This window comes from Vibrio sp. 1-2 (7-a), from assembly GCF_013048515.1.
In the GTDB taxonomy this organism is placed as follows: domain Bacteria; phylum Pseudomonadota; class Gammaproteobacteria; order Enterobacterales; family Vibrionaceae; genus Vibrio; species Vibrio diabolicus.
This window is the reverse complement of sequence record NZ_VHSQ01000001.1, coordinates 665473-686600: the sequence shown is the minus strand read 5'-3', so window position 1 is coordinate 686600 and position 21128 is coordinate 665473. Positions and strand designations below refer to the sequence as shown.

The following is a 21128-nucleotide window of genomic DNA, read 5'->3' as shown; positions in this document are numbered from 1 at the left end:
CATTGAACACAATGCTTTGACAACTAAGGATAAGAAAAGGAAGAGCTATGAAAGCAATGTTTCTGCGGTGGTTGGTAGCTGGGATACTTGGGTTAGGCGTCATCTTCACCGTCAGTTCCGAAGATGTCGCCAATCCAGAACCCGAAGCGGCGACGTTAACTCAAGAAGAAATTGAAACCATATTAGACACCAAGTTTTCCGAGGGGAAATATTCACGCCGCGGACCAGATGGCTGCCTTCGTTGCCATGACGATACATCAGACAAACCTGCTACGGGTATTTTCGACAACATTCATGGCAAGTCCGCAAACCTGCATGGGCCAATGAATGATAAACAGTGTGAAGCATGCCATGGCCCAGCGAACAATCACGAACGCAATCCACGAAAAGGACAAGTTCGTGAACCAATGATCACTTTTGGGCCAAACTCCCCTGTTCCGGCCGAAAAGCAAAACAGCGTGTGTTTATCTTGTCACCAAGATGAGAAACGCTCGACTTGGCATAGTAGCGAGCACGCTTTTGAAGGGCTGTCTTGTGCAAGCTGTCACCAACTGCATCAAAAAGACGATCCGATGATGGTTGACGAAATGCAAGCAGACAAATGCACCGATTGTCACTCCCGCACCAAATCAGATATCCACAAACGCAGTCGTCACCCTATTATCGACGGCGTCATGACTTGTTCTAGCTGCCACAATCCACATCAGACATTAAATGAAGCGAGCCTGAACTGGTCAACCGTCAATAACGCTTGTTACGAGTGTCATGCGGAAAAACGCGGCCCATTTTTATGGGAGCATGAGCCAGTAACTGAAGATTGCACATCCTGCCACACACCTCATGGTTCAGTGAACAAAGCCTTGCTCAATAAACGGCTGCCAATGCTATGTCAGGAATGTCACCGTGTGCCACATGCAAACGTAGCCATTCCTGAAAACGACTTGAGAGTGCGCGGCGGAAGTTGTTTAAACTGCCACAATCAAGTGCATGGCTCTAACCACCCACGTGGTCAAACATTAAGTTATTAGGAGGGAGGCATGAAACTATCTCAACTGTGCATGGCTATTTCCCTTGCTTTTGCTGTGCAAGCGCACGCCAACGATTATTCGTTACAACGTTCTCAACCAGCCGACACTAGCCGCTGGCAGTGCAGTGAATGCAGCAGCGATGGCACGTGGAGTGGAGAAGTCAGCGCTGGCGTCGGTTACCTTAACAACGATGGTTCCTCTCGATTCTATAATTGGAATCCACCCGTTTACGGTACAAACTCTGACAATAAACACTTTAACGCGAGTCTAAACGCCGATATCGAACAATATGAAGACGATGGGTTCTACAATCGAATCGTCGTCGAAGATCTTGGTTTGCAACGCTTCTTACTGCAGTGGGAAATGGGCCAGTACGACGGATTACGTGTCCTCGGCAGTTATAGTGAAACGCCGTATTTCTGGAATCAGTCCTCACTCAGTGCGTATCATCCAAGAGAGGATGCACTCGTCAGTGGTGACCTATCGAAATATGAAAACTCAGTGACGCGAGAGACGTTTAAGTTAGAACTCAAGTACACACCACATACGCCATGGAAGCCATATGCATCCATGAAGCACGAACGTAAAGAAGGCACAACTTCGCTTTATTCATCGACCATTCCGGGTTACGCCAACGCGCCGGGACTCATACCAAAAGCCGTCGACCATGAAACCTTAAATACTCAAGTAGGAGTAAGCTACATAGAAGATTTGTGGCTGGTGGATATTGCGTATCGCGGCTCGTTTTTTAGAAATGACAAGTCCGCACTTTATTACGGCAGCACTGCCAATCCTTACGCTAACCACCTCGCGTATGAGCCTGACAACGACTTTCACCAGTTCGCTGTCACGGGGAATTATCGGTTGAATCAACAAACGTTCAGTGGCCGCTTACTTTGGTCACAGACGTCTTCTGAAGGCGGGTTAAATCCGTTTCCACAGTCCCCTGTTAACTCCAATACATTCCATGGCGAAACCAACACTTGGCAAATGAGCGCGGATTACCACAACAAACTTTCGCGAGACACTGCTTTCGCCATTTCTGCGGACTATTCAGATAAAGACGATAACTCTGATAGAAACACCATCATCGGCTCTACAAGAGAAAAATACGACCACACCAAAACCAAACTGGAAGCAACACTCAAGCATCGTGTTACTTCTGATGTAAAAGTGAATACGGGTTACCATTTTAGACAAGATGAGCGAAGTTATGCTGATAGGAAACGTACCGATGAACAACGCGTTTTTGTTGGTGCCCAGTACAGACCAAATAGACCGTGGCAATTAGGCGGTAAAGTCTCCTACTCTTTTCGCGATGGCTCTGATTGGCAGGACGACAGCAGAGACTCGCCTAATTTGCGCCAATACTATTTAGCCGATAAAGAGAGGATTGAGCTCCGTGGCGACGGCGGCTATGACGTAACAAACGATGTCCAGTTACTTGCTGAGCTTTGGTACGGAAACGACGACTATGTTAAACCCGATATAGGTTTAAGCGAAGGAGAAGATTACGGCTACGATATCAGCGTCAACTTCAATTTACTCGACGGATTAAGCGGGCATGTTTTTTACAATCAACAGATCATCCGCTCCGAGCAACAACAAGCAAACTCTGACGTTGTCGGCTGGAATCGCTACACCACCAAGCTCAAAGATGACATCACAACCATTGGTTTTGGTGTGAGTAAAGAGCGACTGCTGGACGACAAACTTTCTATCTCATTTGATTACAGCTACAGCCAAGCGGACAGTAAATCTTCAACTACATCTGGTGGTTACCAATATCCTGATAACGAGGCGAACTCGTATCGATTTGAAGTCATCGCTGACTATGAAGTATCTGAAAATCAAAACGTACAGCTTAACCTCCGTTATGAAGACTACTCAGAAGAGGATTACTTGTTTAGCAACGAAACCGGAACGATGGGCGACGTTTTGCAAAGCTATGAAGGTCTGTATGGCGGCGTCTATTGGAAATATCGCTTTTAGACACAGAGTGACGTAACAAAAAAGCATCAGACGTTTCAAGCGCCTGATGCTTTCGTATTTCAATTCTACTACTGTGAGAAGTTGATTAAGCTTGGAAGCTCAAAGGAATCTCAGCCAATTGGTTACCTTCGTTTGCAGGGAAGATAAGGTACTCGCCGTGGTATTTCACCATCGATTTGTAGTCCATCACTTTATGCACCATAAAGCCCGCTTGCGCTGCTTTCTCAACAAACTCAGCATGGTTGCCACGCACAAACCAGCTCATCGGTTTAACGAGCAACTCGCCGTCGAAGCAGCTTTCGCATTGGTCGGCACACAGTGCCAAAGAATTTTGACCTTCCGTGAAGATTTGGATTTTGCCACAACCAACAAGTTGTTCAGACGTTGATACTTCCCAACCAGCTTGCTCCATCAAATCAAGAAATGATTCAATATCGGAGTCTTTTATCACTTTGGACTCTTCACCTTCAGGAAAAAACTGAGCGTAAAAAGCGGAAATACGCTTAAAGATAAACAACAAACCAGCGTCATTACCCTTTGAACGACCCGCTTTTTGCCAACGTGTTAAGTCATCGCCTACGGCTCGACCGAAACGCTGAGATTTAAGTGCTTTGGTAACCCAGCGCACTAAATAATGGTTATTCGCAACAGGGGCATTGGCTAACTTACCTGAGCGATGCTCTTGATCTAACTCTTCAAGTGCTGAGTTAACTAAGTTTTGAATTTCTTTGGTGTAATTCGACATTACGCCTTTCTTCCTAAAGTCCAATAAAACAGTGCTGAAAGCACAGAACAAGCAAACATCACAATGATCATCGGCCACGCCACATTACCTGGTAGTGATGCCACCAGCGCGCCAACCAATGAGCCGATACCGAATCTTAACGTCCCCGCCAGAGACGATGCTGTACCCGCCATTGATGGGTAGCCACTTAAAAGCAGCGCCATCGCGTTACTACCTATCGTCGACAATGTACCGATAAACAGCACAACAAAAGGTACGATGCCCCATAATCCGAAGTCCATTAACCAACTTACGAATAAACCAATCCCCGCCAAAAGTTGCACGAACAACCCAAAACGAAGCATGGCATGAGAGCCAACTTTTTTCACCAAGCGACCATTAATACTGGTCATGATGATCATCGCAACAATGTTCAAACCAAATAAATAACCAAAGTGGTCTGGTCGAACACCATATAAATCAATATAAACAAACGAGCCCGCAGTCAGGAATGCAAACATTCCGGAAAATGAAAACGCTCCAGAAAGCATCAAACCTATCGCTTCAGGGTTGGAGCATAATCTGGCGTAGTTTCTCATCGTAGTGCGAAAACGAAGCGGCTGACGATTTTCTGGTTTCAACGTCTCTGGGATTTTCCAAAGTACCAGTAGAATTACCACCACAGCGAAAATGGCTAACACCCAAAAGATCGAACGCCAACCAAACCAAATCGCTAGATGACCGCCTATCATAGGCGCGACCAAGGGTGCCATGGTGATCACTAAGGTGACGAAAGACATTGCACGGGCAAAGTCTTCACGGTCAAACATATCACGCACGACGGCTTGGATAATGACCGCCGCTGCCGCGCCAGCAAAACCTTGCGCTGTTCGCACATAAGTCAATGCATCAATGCCGTTTGTGGTCGCACTCACTACCGCCGCTAATCCAAAGAAAAGCACACCCAAAATCAGTACAGGTCTGCGGCCAAAACTATCGGCAAGCGGCCCATGAATTAACTGGCCAATCGCAAAACCTGCCGTATAAGCCGTCAACGTAATCTGAACCGCGCCAGGCGCAACACCCAAATCTTTCGCGATGGTTGGCATAGCAGGCAAATACATGTCGATCGCCAAAGGCGTCAAAGCACCAATCGCTCCTAATACAAGAAACAATAGAAAACTGATTTGGGATTGCGGAGCGCTTTGCGCTTTTTCTGTCATTCTTTTACCTCTTGTTGGAGCCCTTTCGTCAATACTTTCAGAGCAAAGTGAACGTAACGGACGGTTCTCATATCGCTGATATCTAGAGGCCAAAGGCCTGTTCTATCAACGTTCGAGAATCATAAGGGCAAATATGTACCAAGGTGTGACCTTGACGAACTCGACATAGAAAAGCGTGTGAAAGCGAAGTGTGTTTATGGGAAATAAACACAATGCAGTAAAAATGATGGAATTGATTCCACCATTTACTCACCACTGCCGAAGGCTTTGCAATAAGAGTATGCATGGCTCAGCTAAATGCAAAGGCATATCACTCAGATGAGTAAGCACACCGGAATTGTCTAGGCACTAATTTTGGTAGGAAAATTAATTTTGAGCCAATTCCTACCAAAAAACTAGTTCCAATTGGGAACTAAAGAATTTCCCATGCCGATAATTAATTCCAAATAGAATCAATTTCTTCCTGCGTGAGGTAGCGATAATCACCAGGTTCTAGTGCCTCATCGAGTTCAATCGAACCAATACGCTCACGATGTAAGTACTCAACTTTATTTCCTAACGCCGCAAACATGCGTTTCACTTGGTGATACTTACCTTCCACAATAGTTAACAATACTTCATTCTCTGCCTCGTTCACGATCTCCAAACGAGCAGGCAATGTTGCTTCTGATTCATTGCGCAAAATGATGCCTTGTTCGAGCTTTTCCGCGTAATCAGGCTGAATCGCATCGACAAGCCAAACACGGTACGTTTTCTCACACTTATGCTTAGGTGAGGTAATGCGGTGAGACCACTTACCATCATCCGTAATCAACACCAAACCGGTTGTGTCGACGTCTAATCGGCCCGCAAAGTGAAGGTTTTCAATTTTAGGCTCATCGAGCAATGCGAATGCAGTTTGGTTGTAGCCATCTTCATGTGAACAAACAAAGTCAGCAGGCTTGTACAACATAATGTAACGAGGGCCAGGAGCACCAATAACGCGGTCTTCCCACATTACTTCCGCACCTTCAGGTACTTTAAATGCACCACTTTTTTGAACCTCACCGTCAACGGTGATGTCACCACTTTTGATGATCTTTGTTGCCTGTTTGCGTGTTGCACCCAGAGCGTCACACAAATATTTATCTAAACGCATGAATACCTCATTGAATTATACCCAAGTAACCTCCAAATCTCGGTTTAAAGGTCACTTGGGTATAAAAGTCAGGTATTATAGCGTTCCTCGTTCGAATAGTTGAGCAATTTCACATATTTTCATGTACACACTTCGCCCTTATCAAGCCGACTCGGTTAAAGCAGTCATTCATTACTTTCGTAAACACTCGACACCAGCAGTGATCGTACTGCCTACTGGTGCCGGAAAAAGCTTGGTGATCGCAGAGCTTGCTCGCCTTGCGAAAGGGAGAGTGTTAGTCCTCGCTCACGTTAAAGAGCTAGTCGAGCAAAACCACGCGAAGTATGAAGGTTATGGTTTAAAAGGTTCCATCTTCTCAGCAGGATTGGGGCGAAAAGAAACTGACCAGCAAGTCGTGTTTGCTTCGGTTCAATCGGTGGTGCGTAACTTAGATTCGTTCAAAAACCAGTTTTCTCTGCTCGTTATTGATGAGTGCCATCGTGTGCCGGATGACAAAAACAGCAGCTACCAAAAAGTTATTACTCACTTACGAGAACTGAACCCAGGCATTAAGGTGCTGGGACTAACTGCAACGCCCTATCGTTTAGGAATGGGCTGGATTTATCAGTACCATACCCGAGGTCAAGTACGCACCGAAGAGCCTCGATTCTTCCGCGATTGTATTTTCGAACTGCCGATCCGTTACTTGCTCGACGAAAACTTCCTCACTCCGGCACGAATGATGGACGCGCCTGTTTTGTCTTATGACTTCTCGCAACTGAAACCCGCAAACACCGGACGCTACAAAGAAGCAGAAATGGACATGGTGATCGATAAAGCCAAACGCGCCACTCCGCAAATTGTTGAGCAAATCATGCAATATGCGAGAGAACGTCAAGGTGTCATGATCTTCGCCGCGACTGTCCGACACGCACAAGAGATCCACAGTTTACTGCCAGAGGGCGAAACTGAAATCGTTATTGGTGATACACCTACGCCGGAGCGCGATGCGATCATCCAAGCGTTCAAGAATCGTCAAATAAAATATTTGGTCAATGTTTCGGTACTGACTACCGGGTTTGATGCGCCGCATGTCGATTTAATCGCGATTTTGCGACCAACAGAGTCAGTCAGTCTATACCAGCAGATTGTAGGGCGAGGATTACGCTTATCAGACGGAAAATCAGAATGTTTAGTGCTTGATTACGCAGGCAACAGCTACGATTTATACCAACCTGAAGTCGGTGATCCCAAACCAGACTCTGACAGTGAAATTATCACGATTCCCTGCCCGGCTTGCGGATTCAATAACAACTTCTGGGGTAAATTGGATAGTAACGGTTTCTTGGTTGAACACTTTGGCAGACGTTGCCAAGGTTACTTTGAAGATGAAGACACAGGCGAACGTGAACACTGTGGGTACCGTTTTCGTGCCAAATACTGTGGTGAATGTGGTGCCGACAACGATATCGCTGCGCGCATTTGTCATGAGTGTGACGCAACGCTTGTTGATCCAGATAAAAAATTAAAAGAAGCCCTTAATCTAAAAGATGCATTGATATTTGAATGCACAGAAATGGACCTGTCAGTATTTAAGTCCAGTGACGGTAAATCTCAACTCAAGGTGACGTATTCTGGTGAACCATACCAAGGCGAAGGCAATGCGTTAGTTCATGAGTTTTGGTCATTGAGTACCAAAAAACAAAAACAAACGTTTAAAGACCAATTTGTGCGCCCTCACTTGGCAGACAAGCATCGCCCTTTTGAAGAGGCTTCACCGACACGTGTTGTTGCCAATCAACATCGTTTCCGTTTACCTCAGTTTGTTATTGCAAGGAAATCCGGTCGCTTTTGGAAATTGCGAGACAAAATTTTTGAAGACGAGTTGAAATAACGTCCGCAACATTTAGTAAAACTGAACTCGATGATTCACTCTCTGTTCATCTATATCCGATATACTGCGGCTAACGTTCTAGAAAAGGTTTGACTATGTATAAAGCAACGACTTCTCAACATTCTGCGTTACTTTTCGGCCTTATCGCGACATTGATGTATGCACCAAGTTTCGCCAAGCATGACGACTACTATGCATCACAAAATGGTCACGCCATCGTGCAAGATGTCGAAAAGCCTGGAACACGTATTGAATTCGATGAAGATCAAGATGAGGTCTATCGCGCGGTTCAACAAGGATATATACGACCATTTTCGGACCTTTACGCCGCAGTAGAAAACGACCTATACGGCCGTATCATCAAGGTCGAGCTTGAAGAAGATGATGATGCTTGGGTGTATGAATTGAAAATCCTGTACAACAATAGCGTCCTGAAAGTTGAGTATGACGCCGCCACGCTGGAAATGCTTGAGATCAAAGGTCGCAGCTTTAACAAAGCGTTAAAGCCACAAAACAACTAAACTGGTCTAATGCGTAATCCCGACGCAATGCGTAACTTACTTCGATAACACTCCAAACATAATAAGAATCACCAATATGAAAATACTTGTCGTTGAAGATGACCCTCGTTTAGGCGAGCAAATCATCGAAACATTAGAAAGTACCGGCTGGGTACCAGAATTATCTCAAGATGGCATAGACGCTCTGTATCGCGCGACATCGGAAGAATGGGACGCTATTGTTCTTGATCTAGGACTGCCGAAATTGGATGGCCTTACCGTGCTAAAAGGCATTCGAGATGAAAACATCAATACCCCTGTCGTTATCCTGAGTGCTCGCGATACCCTAACGCAGCGAGTTGAAGGTCTAAACGCAGGGGCAGACGATTACCTAACTAAGCCGTTTGAAATGGTTGAGCTTATCGCTCGTATTCGCGCGCAACTGCGAAGAGCATCAGGTAACGCCTCTCCTGTGATGCAAATTGGCGACTTGAGCTTGGATACGCGCACTTCTAAAGTAATGTGGCAAGGGCAAGCAGTAAGCTTAACGGCACTGGAGTATAAAGTGGTCGCTTACTTTATGCATAACCCAGAAAAAGTAATTTCTCGCACCGAACTCGTCGAGCACATTTACAAACAAGACTTTGATCGTGACTCCAACACAATCGAAGTTTTTATCGGCCGAATTCGCAAAAAAATCGCGCCAAAGATCATCAAAACTGTCCGAGGGTTGGGATACCAATTAAATGCCGAATAAGAACAGGCTACCGTTGAACGCAATAAAACGACTGAGTATCAAAAGTCGCCTCGTTTTAGCGGCGATCGTTTGGTTGACGGCAATGATCCTCGCAGCTGGTGTGACGATACCGACCCAAGTGTACAACTATATGGTTGACGACACTCGCTCACAGCTGAGCATTTTTATGGATGAAATCGCCGCTCAGTTAGAAGTCGATGAGACTGGGCACCTCTCACTCGCTGCTCTGCTCTCAGACCCTCGATTTAACCGACCTTACAGTGGTTTATATTGGAGTGCCTCTACTGAGACGAGTCTCGAGCGTTCTCGTTCTTTGTGGGACAAAAAAATCGAATACAAAGGTCTGGATAACGATGCTTACGGCGCGAGAGACGAAAGGCTGATTACCATAGAAAAAGCTCTGTACTTACCAGATTACGATGGGCCTATCCATATCATTATTGGTATTGACGAAGAGCCTATCAAAAGCACCCTGCAAACGCTAATCGGGCAACTCTGGCTTATTTTAGGCTTATTATTCGCAGGGGTTCTTGCCGTCATTTTGCTGCAAATTGCATGGTCATTGAGTCCACTTACAAAGTTACAAAAAGAGTTGGCCGAGCTGAAGTCTGGTAACAAAAAGAGTCTAGAAGAAACCTATCCGAAAGAGATTTCTCCTCTTATCTTCGACCTCAACGCTCTGCTTTTCCATTATCAGGAATTGTTAGAACGAGCTAGGAATCATGCAGGCAATCTTTCACACGCGCTAAAAACCCCACTTTCTGTCCTAAAAAATGAAGTGCAGACGTTAGAACCTGATACGCAATCCCGCCTGCGTACTCCGATCAATCAAATACAAGATCATATCGATTACCATCTGGGCCGTGCCCGCATGGCGGGGTCTATGAATATTTTATCAGTGAAATCGAACCCAGCAGAGCGTGTGGATGCTATCTCAATGGCGTTTGATAAAGTGTATGCGAGCCGAGATATCTCCTTAATTAATGAACTTGATTCAGAGCTGAATGTAGCGGTAGAGCAGACCGATCTCGACGAAATGCTGGGTAACTTGCTTGAAAATGCCTATAAGTGGGCCAACAACATGATTCGTGTGCACTCCTCTCAGGATAAAGACAATATACACATCATCATTGAAGATGATGGGCCAGGCATCCCTAAAGAGAAACTGAGTCAAGTAATCAAGAGAGGCGTTAGATTGGATGAAGCAACCCCTGGGTCAGGTCTTGGTCTAAATATAGTCAGTGAAATGGCACACAGTTACCGAGGTCAATTAACACTGGAAGCGAGCGCTTTAGGTGGCTTAAAAGCATCTTTAGTCTTACACCTCAGCCGAACATAAAGCATATAACGCATAAACTTTGTTCTTCGGACCATGATTAGTAAACCGATGAAAATGAAGCCGATGTGAACAAAATCCAAGCAAGGCGTTAAAAGGGATAGCCTTCCACCCAGCTAAATCATACCTTTTTGTTGATTTGGATACGATTTGGGTTGCCCATTTATAAGTGGAATGATAGTATCCGCGCTCGCTTGAACAGTTCCTGTTTCAAGCTTTACCACGAACAACAAGGTCGCATTGTTGATTGTGAACATTTGATTTTTACTAATTTGAGAGTAAATACTATGAAATTCGAAGCAGTAGTACGTACTGAACTAGGTAAAGGTGCGAGCCGCCGCCTACGTCACGCTGGCAAATTCCCTGCAGTTGTATACGGCGGTGAAGAAGCAGCAGTAGCTATCGTTCTTAACCACGACGACATCGTAAACCAAATGGACAAGCCTGAATTCTACGAAGGCCTAGTTCTAGTTATCGATGGCAAAGAAGTTAAAGTTAAGCCACAAGACGTTCAACGTCACGCGTTCAAGCCAAAAGTTGAACACATGGACTTCATCCGTATCTAATTCCCTACCAAGGAATTAATCGGATTAAATCCAAACCTTTTGCATTAAAGATAATCGGACTTACCAACCGAGACATCTAAAAAATTTCAAAACCCCGGAGTCTTACCACCTCCGGGGTTTTACTATATGTGGCATATAACAATTGATTTACGAACGGGCAATGTACTTCACTAAAGTGAGATCCGTCAGCGTCATACGGTCAATGATTTCCGCCTCTTCCTCTCCAGTACGCACAAAACCACACTTCTTGTAAAAGTTAAGCCCCTGTTTATTGGTATCCAGTGCTTTCAAACTTATCTGCATAACGGGCGTAGAGAGTAGACGCGTTTCTAGTTCATCTAACAATGCACTCCCTGCCCCTTGCCCATAATGCAAAGGAGATACATAGCAACATGTTACCCACGCCGTTTTATCTTCACAGGTGTGGTTAGGTAGTTCGTAACTTAAAAAGCCGACGATTTCCCCTTGTCTCTCAACGACGATCAATTGGGCCAGTTGCTCAGTCATGACTCGCGTCCACATCCTTTCTCGGCGCTCAATCGTAAACTGATCGATGTAGCTCTGTGGCATTAACCCTTTGTATGCTACCTGCCACGAATCAACATGTATCTTGGCGATTTGAGTTGCTTCCTCTCTGACTGCGTTCCTTACTGTGTATCTCATTACTATCCTTTCTTAAAATTCACCACTTACAAATTCTTTCAACCCTACTCTTTAAATCGAAGCTCAAAGCGAGCAGCCACAGATGCAACGCTTTACATTACTCCATTTCATTTTCATTAATTCAATGATAGTGCACATCGTAATATCCGAAGAAAACGCCTCGTTATTTACGTTTCACTTTCGCTCATTAGATTGAATCTATTCGTTTTAACATCCGGGTATCGAAAGCGGGATAAACACGGTAAGGTATCGAATAAGAATAAATAAACGATATCTAAGGCATAAGATTTCTAAACGGTCGCAATTATAGTACAGAGAGAAATACCCTTTCTGGTTGTATTAAACAGAGTAAGCCAAGATCAAACGAGTTTGGGTTTTACAGTGATCATTTTATATATAAAACATTTCCCTCATCATCAGAGCGAAAATTTATAACGATTTGTGTCATAGCTGCTAAGAAAAACATGAACTTGGCAAAATAATCACCAAAATCAGCGCTATACTTCGCAAAAATGCGCATTGATTCACACAAACCACATTCATTCAATTGGCCACTTCACAAAATAACCTCCTCCCTCTAATTTCAATATACTAAAAACTATTTCTGTTTAATTGGAGACGTAGTTTGCAGGCTTATTAATTCATGTCTCCGATAGAAGTATAAATAAGAGATAGATCACTAAAGTTTCACATTAATTCCGTATATTTCACGCCGTAACAATAACAAAATCACAAAGAAAGGATCCCTTATGAAGTTTTCCAAATCTCTTTTGGTAATGGCAGTGGGCGCTGCGCTAGCAGGATGCGGCTCAGACAGCGATAATTCTCCAGTAACCTGCGAGACTGCAGATTCTTGTACTAAGTTCACCGTTCTCCACACTAACGATAACCACGGTCGCTTTTGGCATAACAGCGACGGCGAATATGGCATGGCTGCGCGTCACACTTTAATCGAATCTATTCGCGCAGAAGTCGAAGCAAAAGGCGGTGAAACCATTCTGCTATCTGGCGGTGATATTAATACCGGCGTACCAGAATCAGACATGCAAGATGCGGTTCCAGACTTCGTAGGGATGAACCTACTTGGTTACGATGCAATGGCTGTCGGTAACCACGAGTTTGATAACTCACTAGATATTCTCGATATGCAAGCTGAGCTAGCTGACTTCCCTATGCTGGCTGCGAATATCTATAAGAAAGATACCAATGAGCGTTACTTCGACCCTTACAAAGTATTTACTATCAACGGCCTTAAGATCGCTGTTATTGGTCTAACCACCCAGGACACGGCGAAGCTAGTTAATCCAGACAACGTATCAAACATCCACTTCGAAGACCCTCAAGTTGAAATCAAAAAAGTACTTAAGGAAATCGAAGAAAACGAAAAAGTAGACCTAGTATTTGCAACGACGCACATGGGTCACTACCAAGATGGTAATAATGGTAGTGAAGCACCAGGGGACGTGAAGCTCGCTCGCTCTCTTGAAGAGGGACAACTAGACGCTATCATCGGTGGTCACTCACAAAACCCAGTGTGTATGGAGCCAGGTACCAATGAGTATGCTGATTTCAAACCTGGTGATGATTGCGCGCCAGACCAACAAAAAGGCACTTGGATTATGCAAGCGCATGAGTGGGGTAAATATGTGGGTCGTGCGGACTTCGAATATTACGACGGCAAGCTTCACTTAGCGAACTACGCACTGATTCCTGTAAACCTTTTGGACGACAACGATGAAGTGATCGGTGAACGCATTCAACAAGATGCGACGGTAAAAGCGTTACTACTGCCATACCAACAGCAAGGTCAAGAGTTATTAGATGAGAAGATTTCTAATACGACGGGTAAGTTAGAAGGTGATCGTAACGTAGTTCGCTCTCAACAAACTAACCTAGGTCATCTACTGGGCGAGGCATACCGTACTTACAAAACGGTAGGTGCTGACTTTGGTGTGATGAACTCTGGCGGTGTGCGTGATTCAATCCAAGATGGTGACATCACTTACCGTGATGTACTTACAGTCCAGCCGTTCGGTAACTTCGTGACTAAAGCAACTATGACAGGTAAAGAAGTTAAAGAATACCTAGATGTGGTTGCGACGAAATCTGCAGGCTCTGGTGCTTACGCTCAACTAGATAACATCACTTTAGATGTAAATTGTGATGCTGGTTCAGTAACCATTACCGACATTAACAATAAAGGCTTCGATCTAGACGCAACGTACACATTCTCTGTAATCAGCTTCAGTGCTGCTGGTGGCGATAACTATCCAATCATCGATGTTCAATCTACCCAGCTAACCGATGCATACGTTTTACGTGAGTTCTTCGTAAATAACCCACAGATCTCTGCGGATAGCTACAACAAGAACTTAGAAAACATCAAGTATTTCAGTAACGGTCAAGCTGTGAAAGGTTGCCCAGCAACTAATAGCTAAAAACACCTTACACTCTGACGTGAAGAGCTTTTAGAAGTTGTTCCGTCAGAGCCACCCTAAAAACCGAAGCGTGACGCTTCGGTTTTTTTATTTTCGTTAAAGTGCTGAAAATTATCGCCCTTCATAAAGTGTTCAAAAATTATTCATTTGTGTTGTTGACGCCCATGTGCTGGGCTTCTATGTTTGATAAGGTCTTTCGAAAATACAGATTCATCAACTAACTTTTCGCTATGAAGTTTCGTAGCTTAGTGGATGATTCTAGGAAAGATGTGAATGGCGTTACAAACACTGCTCTCAAACAATTTGTCTTTTTGACCTAAAACGAAGGTGATTCGCCGCCAAGCGTTCACCAATGAGCAGCGATCTGGACGTCAATATGTTCAAACTGCTGCCATCGAGTTCAGGAGGTCAAAAATGAAACGAGCCAGCAATAGCTACAGACTTCAAATGATCAAAGAAGTGGTTACCCGTAGAGAGCGCGAAGCTTGCACGGACCCTATGGCGAGATACATTCATCAGCTGATGGATGAACGCCCGACAAGTAAATTAGATGTTGAATTCAATCATCGATTTTCAGGAAGCCACTTTGACGAACATGCTGGGGGATGGGTCAGTGACCGTTGGTCAATGAAGTAGCGCGAATTTAGCGAACTTGCCTTACACGCACCGCATAGTAAGAGCTAATACAGTCCCGGCTCATCATTGATTATTGCCGAGCCGGGATAATTCGAAATTTAAAAGAGATCTTGCTGTGGTGATAATTCTTCTTGAGACTCTTCTGCCTTGCCCTTCCCTGCCAATACCTTTCTTCTATAGCGCTGACGGCATAGCTTAATTACATGCAACTGTTGAGCAGGGGTATAAGTGAGCCAGTTAAATCGCTCTTCTCTTTTACGCATACATCCTTTGCAATACCCTTTTTCGTCCACACTACAAATACCAACGCAAGGGTTTGGGACGGTAAAAAACTCTAGTTGCTCCATGCTCTAACCGTTTTTTGCTCGCTGTGCTGTAATGATATTATAACGACTTCAATATAAGCTCCCAACAGTGCTATACATCTTGCACTTTGAAGCCGTTTGAGTATATAAACTGGACTCTGTCACAGTAATACGAAACTATTACCTTATGCTGACAAAAACAGTGTTTTATTACCTATACTTACCACGTTTTCTAAAAACGGAGTCTATAAAATGAAGCTTAGCCTAAAAACGTTAGTTACAGCAATCTCTCTTCCTGTTCTTATGACTGCATGTGCTAGCAACGGTGACAATGTGAAAGAAATTACGGCTCAAGATTTACAGCACCATAATTGGGAGCTGGTTCAGATTGATGGTAAAAACATCGAATTAAAAGAACGTCAGCAAGCGCCTCGCTTAGAAATCGGAGAAAATCTGACTGCAAATGGTAACGCGGGGTGTAACAACTTCTTTGGTCAAGCTGAACTAAAAAACAATCAACTACGCATCGAAAAAATGGGAATGACCATGAAGATGTGTATGGATGACCAAATGAAAATTGAGCAAGCGATGTCTGAAACTCTTACTGAATGGAGTGATATAACGCTAACCAAAGAAGGGCTAATGCTTAAAAATGACGATCACGAACTAACGTTTCAGTTGCGTGATTGGGTAAACTAAGTCCCATTTCATATTCTAAGAGCAGCCATAAAATGGCTGCTTTTTTTATGCCTCCTAATCCATATCAAAGCAGGCAGGATGTCTGTTTCGCACGTTTTGGTTAGCAAAATCGTTTAAAACGACAAACTCTTTCCCTCTTTACGCCCTCAACGCCACGTCTACGACGCGGGTTCAGTCTTCCAAATCAACATATCGAAGTTGCTTGAGGACAATAATATTCAATTACTTGAAAGAATATCGTCAAACAAGCGGTCCGCTCTTGTATACCTAAAACGACACCAGAATTGTCCTTTCTTCGTTTTGCTTCACATTGAGAATAATTCTTTGAATCAATGAGTGATTCCGTTTGGGATTGGCATTGATAATAGAGAGAGATGGATTACTATCCTTGTAACAAAGCGGAGCGACTTGTTTAGACGTCAATAACGCCGGAAACGAGAATAAAAAGACATAACATGGAATAGATATGAAAAAGCTACTCAGTACCGTTGGCATTTTAGCCACCACTTTCGCGACATCTTCTTTTGCCAACTCATCGGTTGCTAGTGAATGGCAAAAAATCGAACAACAAGCCGACGGACAATCCGTCTACTTTCATGCTTGGGGCGGAAGCCAAGAAATTAATCGCTACATCCAGTGGGCGAGTAGAGAGCTAAAATCGCGTTATAACGTGACGCTAAACCACGTTAAAGTCACCGATATTTCTGAGACCACCACTCGACTTATCGCAGAAAAAGCCGCAGGTAAAAACAGCGGTGGCAGTGTTGATATGGTTTGGATCAATGGCGAAAACTTCAAATCAATGAAGGATAACCAATTGCTGTTTGGTCCTTTTGTTGAAGGTTTGCCAAGCTGGCAATACGTCGATAAATCATTGCCAATTGATGTGGATTTTTCAGAGCCGACTGAAGGTCTGGAAGCACCTTGGGGTGTGGGGCAATTAGTGTTTATCCATGATGAGCAAACCCTGCATAACCCTCCTCGATCATTTGCTGAAATGCTGAGTTACGCAAAGGCGTTTCCAAATCGCCTAACTTACCCTCGCCCACCAGAGTTTCATGGCACAAGCTTTATTAAAGCATTACTCATTGAACTGTCTAACAACGCCCCTGCTCTGCAACAACCAGTTACCGATGACACGTTTGAACAAGTTACTCAACCGCTATGGGCTTACCTAGATGAGTTCCATAAAGTCGCTTGGCGCGGTGGTAAACAGTTTCCAGGCGGTACAGCAGAAACCCTTCAACTACTGGATGATGGTCAGACTGACCTGGCAATTACCTTTAACCCGAACGCGGTTTTCTCTGCGCAGTCGAGCGGTAATCTTGCAGAAAGTACCAAAGCGTATGCGATGGACGCAGGTGCACTCTCAAACATTCACTTCTTAGCGATTCCTTGGAACGCAAATGCCAGTGCTGGTGCGCAAGTTGCGATAAACTTTTTATTGAGCCCTGAAGCACAATCTCGCAAAGGTAACCTTAACATCTGGGGCGATCCTTCAGTGCTAAGCAGCCAATACCTAACAGGTTCGGCTAAACATACTCAACAATTCAAATCTATCGCTGAGCCGCATCCAAGTTGGCAATCTGCCTTAGAAAAAGAATGGTTGAAACGCTACGGGAATTAATAAGAGCCCATGTTAAGAGCGCTATATTTAGTCATTATCGCAGTTTGTATTTTGCCTACCATTCCGGGACTACTCGGAGTGGTGGTCTCTGCGCTCGGTTATGTGCCTCCTATCGGCTTGCACCACTTTTCTTTAGATGGCTTTAACGCTGTTTTTGATTGGGAGGGTGTTTGGACATCCATCGGGCTTACTTTCTACTCTGCCATTTTCAGTAGCTACTTGGCTTGCTTGATCACATTTGCGATTTTGCAAGCATCGTGGGGCAGCAAGTTTTGGCGAAAAATTGAAGTAAGCCTCTCGCCACTTCTTGCCATGCCGCACGTAGCGTTTGCGATTGGCTTTGCGTTCTTGTTTGCCCCAACTGGTATGGGCGTTAGGGTTCTCAACCAACTGTTTGGTTACGATCCCAATGCGCAAACGGTGAATGACTTAGCATTGCTGATTAAAGATCCGCATGCACTCGGTTTGATCATCATGCTTGCGATTAAAGAAGTGCCGTTTTTATTGTTGATGAGTATTCCAATTCTTCAGCAATTGAAAGTCGATAAGATTGAAAAAGTCAGTCATTCAATGGGCTACAGTTCGGCGCAAGCGTGGTGGAAATGCGTGTTCCCACAGTGGATAGCAAAACTGCGCTTTCCAATGCTGGCGGTATTGGCTTACAGCTTGTCGGTTGTCGATGTTGCATTGATTATTGGCCCTACCAACCCACCAACGTTTGCGGTTTTGGTATGGCAGTGGTTTAACGATCCAGATTTATCACTTCTACCAAGAGCTGCCGCAGGCGCGGTAGTGTTGTTTGCGATCGCTAGCCTTTTGATTGGATTTGCACGCTTGATGGAACGGTGTATTACCAAAGGCTTCAAACGCTGGCAGTACTCTGGTCGAAACGGGTTTCGTTTACCCGGTAAGACCCTGTTTTCACTGATTGCGCTACTCGCACTTCTAATGATTCCACTCATGGTGGTGTGGAGCTTTGCTCAACGCTGGCGCTTTCCAGATTTACTACCGAGCCGCTACAGCCTGCGATTTTGGGAATATGAGTGGCACAGCATTCTTGGCACACTGGAGCAGAGCATGCTGATTGCCGTTATCAGCGCGACCGTCGCTCTAGCCCTTGCCTTGATCGCACATGAGTATCGACTTCGTTATCGCTGGCAGGTGCCCGGTTACATTATCGCCATCTCAATGCTGATTCCTCAGCTATCCGTGCTATTCGGTATGCAAGTAGTGACGCTTTACTTAAACAGTAACGCGTATTTCTTTTGGGTATGCTGGGCGCATGTGTTCTTCGCATTCCCATTTATTTACCTCTCGCTAGACGGTCCGTGGCGCAGCTTCGACAATGGGTTAACTCGAGTCGCACTCAGCTTGGGTAAATCACCGATGCAAGCTTGGTTAAAAGTGAAACTGCCAATTTTACTACCTGCGATTGCATTCGCATGGGCGGTCGGTATTAGCGTAAGTCTGGCGCAATACCTACCGACACTGGTGCTAGGGGCTGGGCGCATTAGCACCATCACAACCGAAGCCGTTGCGCTATCCAGTGGTTTTGACCGACGTGTCACCGCGATTTACGCCATTTGGCAAGCTCTGCTGCCATTCTTGTTCTTCTCTTTTGCGATACTACTAAGCCGATTACATGTGAAGTATCGCCGCTTGTCTATAAAAGGTTTACTACTGAATGAGTCTTTGTCTCGAAAACCTCGCCATCCGTAAAACCAATGGCGACACGCTTTTCTCAGCGTTCAACATGACCGTAGAGAAAGGTGAAATTGTTACTCTGATGGGACCAAGCGGTTGTGGTAAATCCACTTTGTTGGATGCCATTGCTGGACATCTCTCCGCCGAGTTCAACTACTCTGGCTCCATTACGCTTGATAACGAAAAGTTGGATGCCCTCCCTGCCCATAAGCGTCAGGTCGGCATTCTGTTCCAAGACGATTTGCTCTTCCCTCACTTAACGGTGTGGGAGAATCTTGCATTCGCGCTACCAAACTCAATCAAAGGTGAGGAGCGTAAAGCACACGCCATGCAAGCACTGAAGAACATTGCATTGACCAAACTTGCCGAATCCTTCCCAGATCAAATCTCAGGAGGACAACGTGCCCGTATCTCATTGACTCGTATGCTGCTGGCAAAGCCGAGAGTTGCGCTACTTGATGAACCCTATAGCAAGTTGGATAAAGACCTGCGTGTACAATTTCGCAATTGGGTGGTCGAACAATTACATCAAGCGAACATCCCTACTTTGATGGTAACGCACGATAAGGATGATATTCCTGATGGCAGCCGCTGCCTAAATTGGCCGTGGGAGACAAACCATGCTTGATAGCCTGAGTATAAAGCTCATCCGCAAACCGCTGGCACTCAGTGCGACGTACCTCGATAAATGTGGCATCACCGCAAATCAGACGACAGTATTTGGTTTTGTGCTTGGCTGTTTTGCCCTACCGGCTTTGATTGCCGAACAGTACTTGTTGGCGTTGCTGTTTATTTTGCTGAACAGAATCTGTGATGGATTAGACGGTGCACTGGCGAGGATTCAAGGCATTACCGATGCCGGAGGCTTTCTCGATATCAGCTTAGATTTTCTGTTCTATTCCTTGATTCCTTTTGGTTTTGTGTTGACCAATCCAGAACAAAATGCCATTGCAGGGGCATTTTTGATTTTTTCCTTCGTCGGCACTGGGAGTAGCTTTTTGGCTTTTGCCATCATGGCAGGCAAACAAGGCATCGATAATCCAGTGTATAAACACAAATCTCTCTACTACATGAGCGGTTTAACCGAAGGTACTGAAACCATTGGTTGTTTGGTTCTATTTTGTTTGTTACCGCAACACTTTGCCGTCATTGCTTATATCTTTGGTGCAGCATGTTGGTTTACCACATTCACACGTATTTACTCTGGGTTTCATACGCTTAAAGGCCATTAAACCACTTAGAAGTTCACGTTGCCTTGATAGAACAGCCGCTAAGCACCTGTTTTATATAACACTAAAGCATATATTAAATTGGGGTATATACTCTTTGGATGGAGAGAAATCATTCGGAGGCTATATGAAAAAATACGTCAAGCTAGGTATGCTGCTCATCATGTCTTGTATTGTTATGCTTAGCGGCTGTACCTCACCTAACCCGTACGGAGATGCATACGGCTCTTCAGACACGCGCAAAGTTCAGCAGGTTTACTACGGAACGATTGAAAAAGTTGAACCAGTAACCATTGATGCCTCTACCCAATCCAACGCCATTGGCACAATCGCTGGTGCCGCCGTGGGTGGTATATTAGGCTCAAAAGTCGGGGGCGGCTCTGGCTCGGATATCGCAGCTATTGGTGGTGGTCTGCTGGGTGGTTATGCCGGCAGTAAAGCCGCTGAAGCAACCGCGAAACGAAATGGTGTGAATCTGACCATTCGCTTAGAGGATGGAAAAATAATCTCTGTCGTTCAAGAAGCAAACCCAAACATGATTTTTCAGCCAGGCCAAGCGGTTCAAATCAACATGTCTGGTAATGACGCAAGGGTTGTACCTCGCTAATTTGAACACGATGACTCCGTTCCATTGGTCTGCTGTTTTGTTTCAAAGAGCTTAATCCGCGCAAGCGTACATTGCTTACTTAT

Annotated in this window: 20 protein-coding genes; 15 read left to right on the top strand and 5 right to left on the bottom strand. The window is 44.8% G+C overall.

From position 1 onward, the window contains the following. Nucleotides 1–47: 47 nt before the first annotated feature. Both FKN08_RS03140 and FKN08_RS03135 read left to right on the top strand, forming a co-directional pair. Nucleotides 48–1028 (top strand): DmsE family decaheme c-type cytochrome, encoded by a 981-nt coding sequence (locus FKN08_RS03140; RefSeq protein ID WP_170891325.1) that lies wholly within the window; start codon nt 48–50, stop codon nt 1026–1028. Nucleotides 1029–1037: 9 nt separating this feature from the next. Further along, on the top strand, nt 1038–3020 hold the full coding sequence (locus FKN08_RS03135) for an MtrB/PioB family decaheme-associated outer membrane protein (protein WP_170891324.1): 1983 nt from the start codon (nt 1038–1040) through the stop codon (nt 3018–3020). Nucleotides 3021–3105: 85 nt separating this feature from the next. Here FKN08_RS03135 and FKN08_RS03130 read toward each other — a convergent pair whose 3' ends face one another. The 3 genes from FKN08_RS03130 to rsuA form a co-directional block, all read right to left on the bottom strand. Next, nucleotides 3106–3765, bottom strand: coding sequence for a DUF2913 family protein (locus FKN08_RS03130; protein WP_170891323.1), 660 nt, complete (start codon nt 3763–3765; stop codon nt 3106–3108). Beyond that, on the bottom strand, nt 3765–4967 hold the full coding sequence (locus tag FKN08_RS03125) for a Bcr/CflA family multidrug efflux MFS transporter (RefSeq protein WP_005393240.1): 1203 nt from the start codon (nt 4965–4967) through the stop codon (nt 3765–3767). The genes FKN08_RS03130 and FKN08_RS03125 overlap by 1 nt, the downstream gene beginning before the upstream one ends. A gap of 436 nt (nt 4968–5403) precedes the next feature. After that, on the bottom strand, nt 5404–6105 hold the full coding sequence (rsuA, locus tag FKN08_RS03120; protein ID WP_033905117.1) for a 16S rRNA pseudouridine(516) synthase RsuA: 702 nt from the start codon (nt 6103–6105) through the stop codon (nt 5404–5406). A 121-nt stretch (nt 6106–6226) separates the two neighbouring features. Here rsuA and FKN08_RS03115 point away from each other — a divergent pair, with 121 nt between their 5' ends. The 5 genes from FKN08_RS03115 (at nt 6227) to rplY (ending at nt 11137) form a co-directional block, all read left to right on the top strand. Further along, nucleotides 6227–7978, top strand: a complete 1752-nt coding sequence (locus FKN08_RS03115; RefSeq protein ID WP_012841929.1) for a DEAD/DEAH box helicase — start codon at nt 6227–6229, stop codon at nt 7976–7978. A 95-nt stretch (nt 7979–8073) separates the two neighbouring features. Then, entirely contained in the window at nt 8074–8499 is a 426-nt protein-coding gene (locus FKN08_RS03110) for a PepSY domain-containing protein (RefSeq protein ID WP_170891322.1), read from the top strand. A 76-nt stretch (nt 8500–8575) separates the two neighbouring features. After that, nucleotides 8576–9235 carry a response regulator transcription factor gene (locus tag FKN08_RS03105; protein ID WP_005378073.1) on the top strand — a complete coding sequence of 220 codons (660 nt, stop codon included), beginning with the start codon at nt 8576–8578 and terminating at the stop codon, nt 9233–9235. After that, nucleotides 9225–10574, top strand: coding sequence for an ATP-binding protein (locus tag FKN08_RS03100; RefSeq protein WP_170891321.1), 1350 nt, complete (start codon nt 9225–9227; stop codon nt 10572–10574). The genes FKN08_RS03105 and FKN08_RS03100 overlap by 11 nt, the downstream gene beginning before the upstream one ends. A 284-nt stretch (nt 10575–10858) precedes the next feature. Then, on the top strand, nt 10859–11137 hold the full coding sequence (gene rplY / locus FKN08_RS03095; protein ID WP_005393245.1) for a 50S ribosomal protein L25: 279 nt from the start codon (nt 10859–10861) through the stop codon (nt 11135–11137). Nucleotides 11138–11284: 147 nt separating this feature from the next. Here rplY and FKN08_RS03090 read toward each other — a convergent pair whose 3' ends face one another. Beyond that, a complete protein-coding gene (locus FKN08_RS03090; RefSeq protein ID WP_031780335.1) occupies nt 11285–11800 on the bottom strand; it encodes a GNAT family N-acetyltransferase in 516 nt (171 codons plus the stop codon). A 749-nt stretch (nt 11801–12549) separates the two neighbouring features. Here FKN08_RS03090 and ushA point away from each other — a divergent pair. Beyond that, nucleotides 12550–14238, top strand: coding sequence for a bifunctional UDP-sugar hydrolase/5'-nucleotidase UshA (gene ushA, locus FKN08_RS03085; protein WP_041852973.1), 1689 nt, complete (start codon nt 12550–12552; stop codon nt 14236–14238). A 414-nt stretch (nt 14239–14652) separates the two neighbouring features. Beyond that, the gene (locus FKN08_RS03080; RefSeq protein ID WP_005393249.1) at nt 14653–14874 is read left to right on the top strand and encodes a hypothetical protein; all 222 of its coding nucleotides are present in this window, start codon (nt 14653–14655) and stop codon (nt 14872–14874) included. Nucleotides 14875–14972: 98 nt separating this feature from the next. Here FKN08_RS03080 and FKN08_RS03075 read toward each other — a convergent pair whose 3' ends face one another. Further along, nucleotides 14973–15221 carry a DUF1289 domain-containing protein gene (locus FKN08_RS03075; RefSeq protein WP_012841935.1) on the bottom strand — a complete coding sequence of 83 codons (249 nt, stop codon included), beginning with the start codon at nt 15219–15221 and terminating at the stop codon, nt 14973–14975. Nucleotides 15222–15431: 210 nt separating this feature from the next. Here FKN08_RS03075 and FKN08_RS03070 point away from each other — a divergent pair, with 210 nt between their 5' ends. From FKN08_RS03070 to FKN08_RS03045, 6 genes are all read left to right on the top strand, one after another. Then, nucleotides 15432–15878 carry an META domain-containing protein gene (locus FKN08_RS03070; protein ID WP_005393252.1) on the top strand — a complete coding sequence of 149 codons (447 nt, stop codon included), beginning with the start codon at nt 15432–15434 and terminating at the stop codon, nt 15876–15878. 466 nt (nt 15879–16344) lie between these two features. Next, nucleotides 16345–17505, top strand: a complete 1161-nt coding sequence (locus FKN08_RS03065; RefSeq protein ID WP_047008619.1) for an ABC transporter substrate-binding protein — start codon at nt 16345–16347, stop codon at nt 17503–17505. Between the two features lie 9 nt (nt 17506–17514). Then, on the top strand, nt 17515–19224 hold the full coding sequence (locus FKN08_RS03060; RefSeq protein ID WP_170891320.1) for a thiamine ABC transporter permease: 1710 nt from the start codon (nt 17515–17517) through the stop codon (nt 19222–19224). Continuing rightward, nucleotides 19190–19837 carry an ATP-binding cassette domain-containing protein gene (locus FKN08_RS03055; protein WP_170891319.1) on the top strand — a complete coding sequence of 216 codons (648 nt, stop codon included), beginning with the start codon at nt 19190–19192 and terminating at the stop codon, nt 19835–19837. The genes FKN08_RS03060 and FKN08_RS03055 overlap by 35 nt, the downstream gene beginning before the upstream one ends. After that, complete coding sequence (locus FKN08_RS03050; protein ID WP_104971525.1) at nt 19830–20441, top strand: CDP-alcohol phosphatidyltransferase family protein; 612 nt, start codon at nt 19830–19832, stop codon at nt 20439–20441. The genes FKN08_RS03055 and FKN08_RS03050 overlap by 8 nt, the downstream gene beginning before the upstream one ends. A gap of 124 nt (nt 20442–20565) precedes the next feature. Next, nucleotides 20566–21045, top strand: a complete 480-nt coding sequence (locus FKN08_RS03045; protein WP_012841939.1) for a glycine zipper 2TM domain-containing protein — start codon at nt 20566–20568, stop codon at nt 21043–21045. Nucleotides 21046–21128 lie beyond the last annotated feature (83 nt).

What these genes read in the sequence shown, in the direction of transcription:
- FKN08_RS03055 (WP_170891319.1), top strand. Translation starts at nt 19,190, where the DNA reads ATGAGTCTTTGTCTCGAAAACCTCGCCATCCGTAAAACCAATGGCGAC.
- FKN08_RS03050 (WP_104971525.1), top strand. Translation starts at nt 19,830, where the DNA reads ATGCTTGATAGCCTGAGTATAAAGCTCATCCGCAAACCGCTGGCACTC.
- rsuA (WP_033905117.1), bottom strand. Translation starts at nt 6,105, where the DNA reads ATGCGTTTAGATAAATATTTGTGTGACGCTCTGGGTGCAACACGCAAA.
- rplY (WP_005393245.1), top strand. Translation starts at nt 10,859, where the DNA reads ATGAAATTCGAAGCAGTAGTACGTACTGAACTAGGTAAAGGTGCGAGC.
- FKN08_RS03105 (WP_005378073.1), top strand. Translation starts at nt 8,576, where the DNA reads ATGAAAATACTTGTCGTTGAAGATGACCCTCGTTTAGGCGAGCAAATC.
- FKN08_RS03125 (WP_005393240.1), bottom strand. Translation starts at nt 4,967, where the DNA reads ATGACAGAAAAAGCGCAAAGCGCTCCGCAATCCCAAATCAGTTTTCTA.
- FKN08_RS03045 (WP_012841939.1), top strand. Translation starts at nt 20,566, where the DNA reads ATGAAAAAATACGTCAAGCTAGGTATGCTGCTCATCATGTCTTGTATT.
- FKN08_RS03080 (WP_005393249.1), top strand. Translation starts at nt 14,653, where the DNA reads ATGAAACGAGCCAGCAATAGCTACAGACTTCAAATGATCAAAGAAGTG.
- FKN08_RS03130 (WP_170891323.1), bottom strand. Translation starts at nt 3,765, where the DNA reads ATGTCGAATTACACCAAAGAAATTCAAAACTTAGTTAACTCAGCACTT.
- FKN08_RS03140 (WP_170891325.1), top strand. Translation starts at nt 48, where the DNA reads ATGAAAGCAATGTTTCTGCGGTGGTTGGTAGCTGGGATACTTGGGTTA.
- FKN08_RS03070 (WP_005393252.1), top strand. Translation starts at nt 15,432, where the DNA reads ATGAAGCTTAGCCTAAAAACGTTAGTTACAGCAATCTCTCTTCCTGTT.
- FKN08_RS03100 (WP_170891321.1), top strand. Translation starts at nt 9,225, where the DNA reads ATGCCGAATAAGAACAGGCTACCGTTGAACGCAATAAAACGACTGAGT.
- FKN08_RS03075 (WP_012841935.1), bottom strand. Translation starts at nt 15,221, where the DNA reads ATGGAGCAACTAGAGTTTTTTACCGTCCCAAACCCTTGCGTTGGTATT.
- FKN08_RS03060 (WP_170891320.1), top strand. Translation starts at nt 17,515, where the DNA reads ATGTTAAGAGCGCTATATTTAGTCATTATCGCAGTTTGTATTTTGCCT.
- FKN08_RS03065 (WP_047008619.1), top strand. Translation starts at nt 16,345, where the DNA reads ATGAAAAAGCTACTCAGTACCGTTGGCATTTTAGCCACCACTTTCGCG.
- FKN08_RS03115 (WP_012841929.1), top strand. Translation starts at nt 6,227, where the DNA reads ATGTACACACTTCGCCCTTATCAAGCCGACTCGGTTAAAGCAGTCATT.
- FKN08_RS03090 (WP_031780335.1), bottom strand. Translation starts at nt 11,800, where the DNA reads ATGAGATACACAGTAAGGAACGCAGTCAGAGAGGAAGCAACTCAAATC.
- FKN08_RS03110 (WP_170891322.1), top strand. Translation starts at nt 8,074, where the DNA reads ATGTATAAAGCAACGACTTCTCAACATTCTGCGTTACTTTTCGGCCTT.
- ushA (WP_041852973.1), top strand. Translation starts at nt 12,550, where the DNA reads ATGAAGTTTTCCAAATCTCTTTTGGTAATGGCAGTGGGCGCTGCGCTA.
- FKN08_RS03135 (WP_170891324.1), top strand. Translation starts at nt 1,038, where the DNA reads ATGAAACTATCTCAACTGTGCATGGCTATTTCCCTTGCTTTTGCTGTG.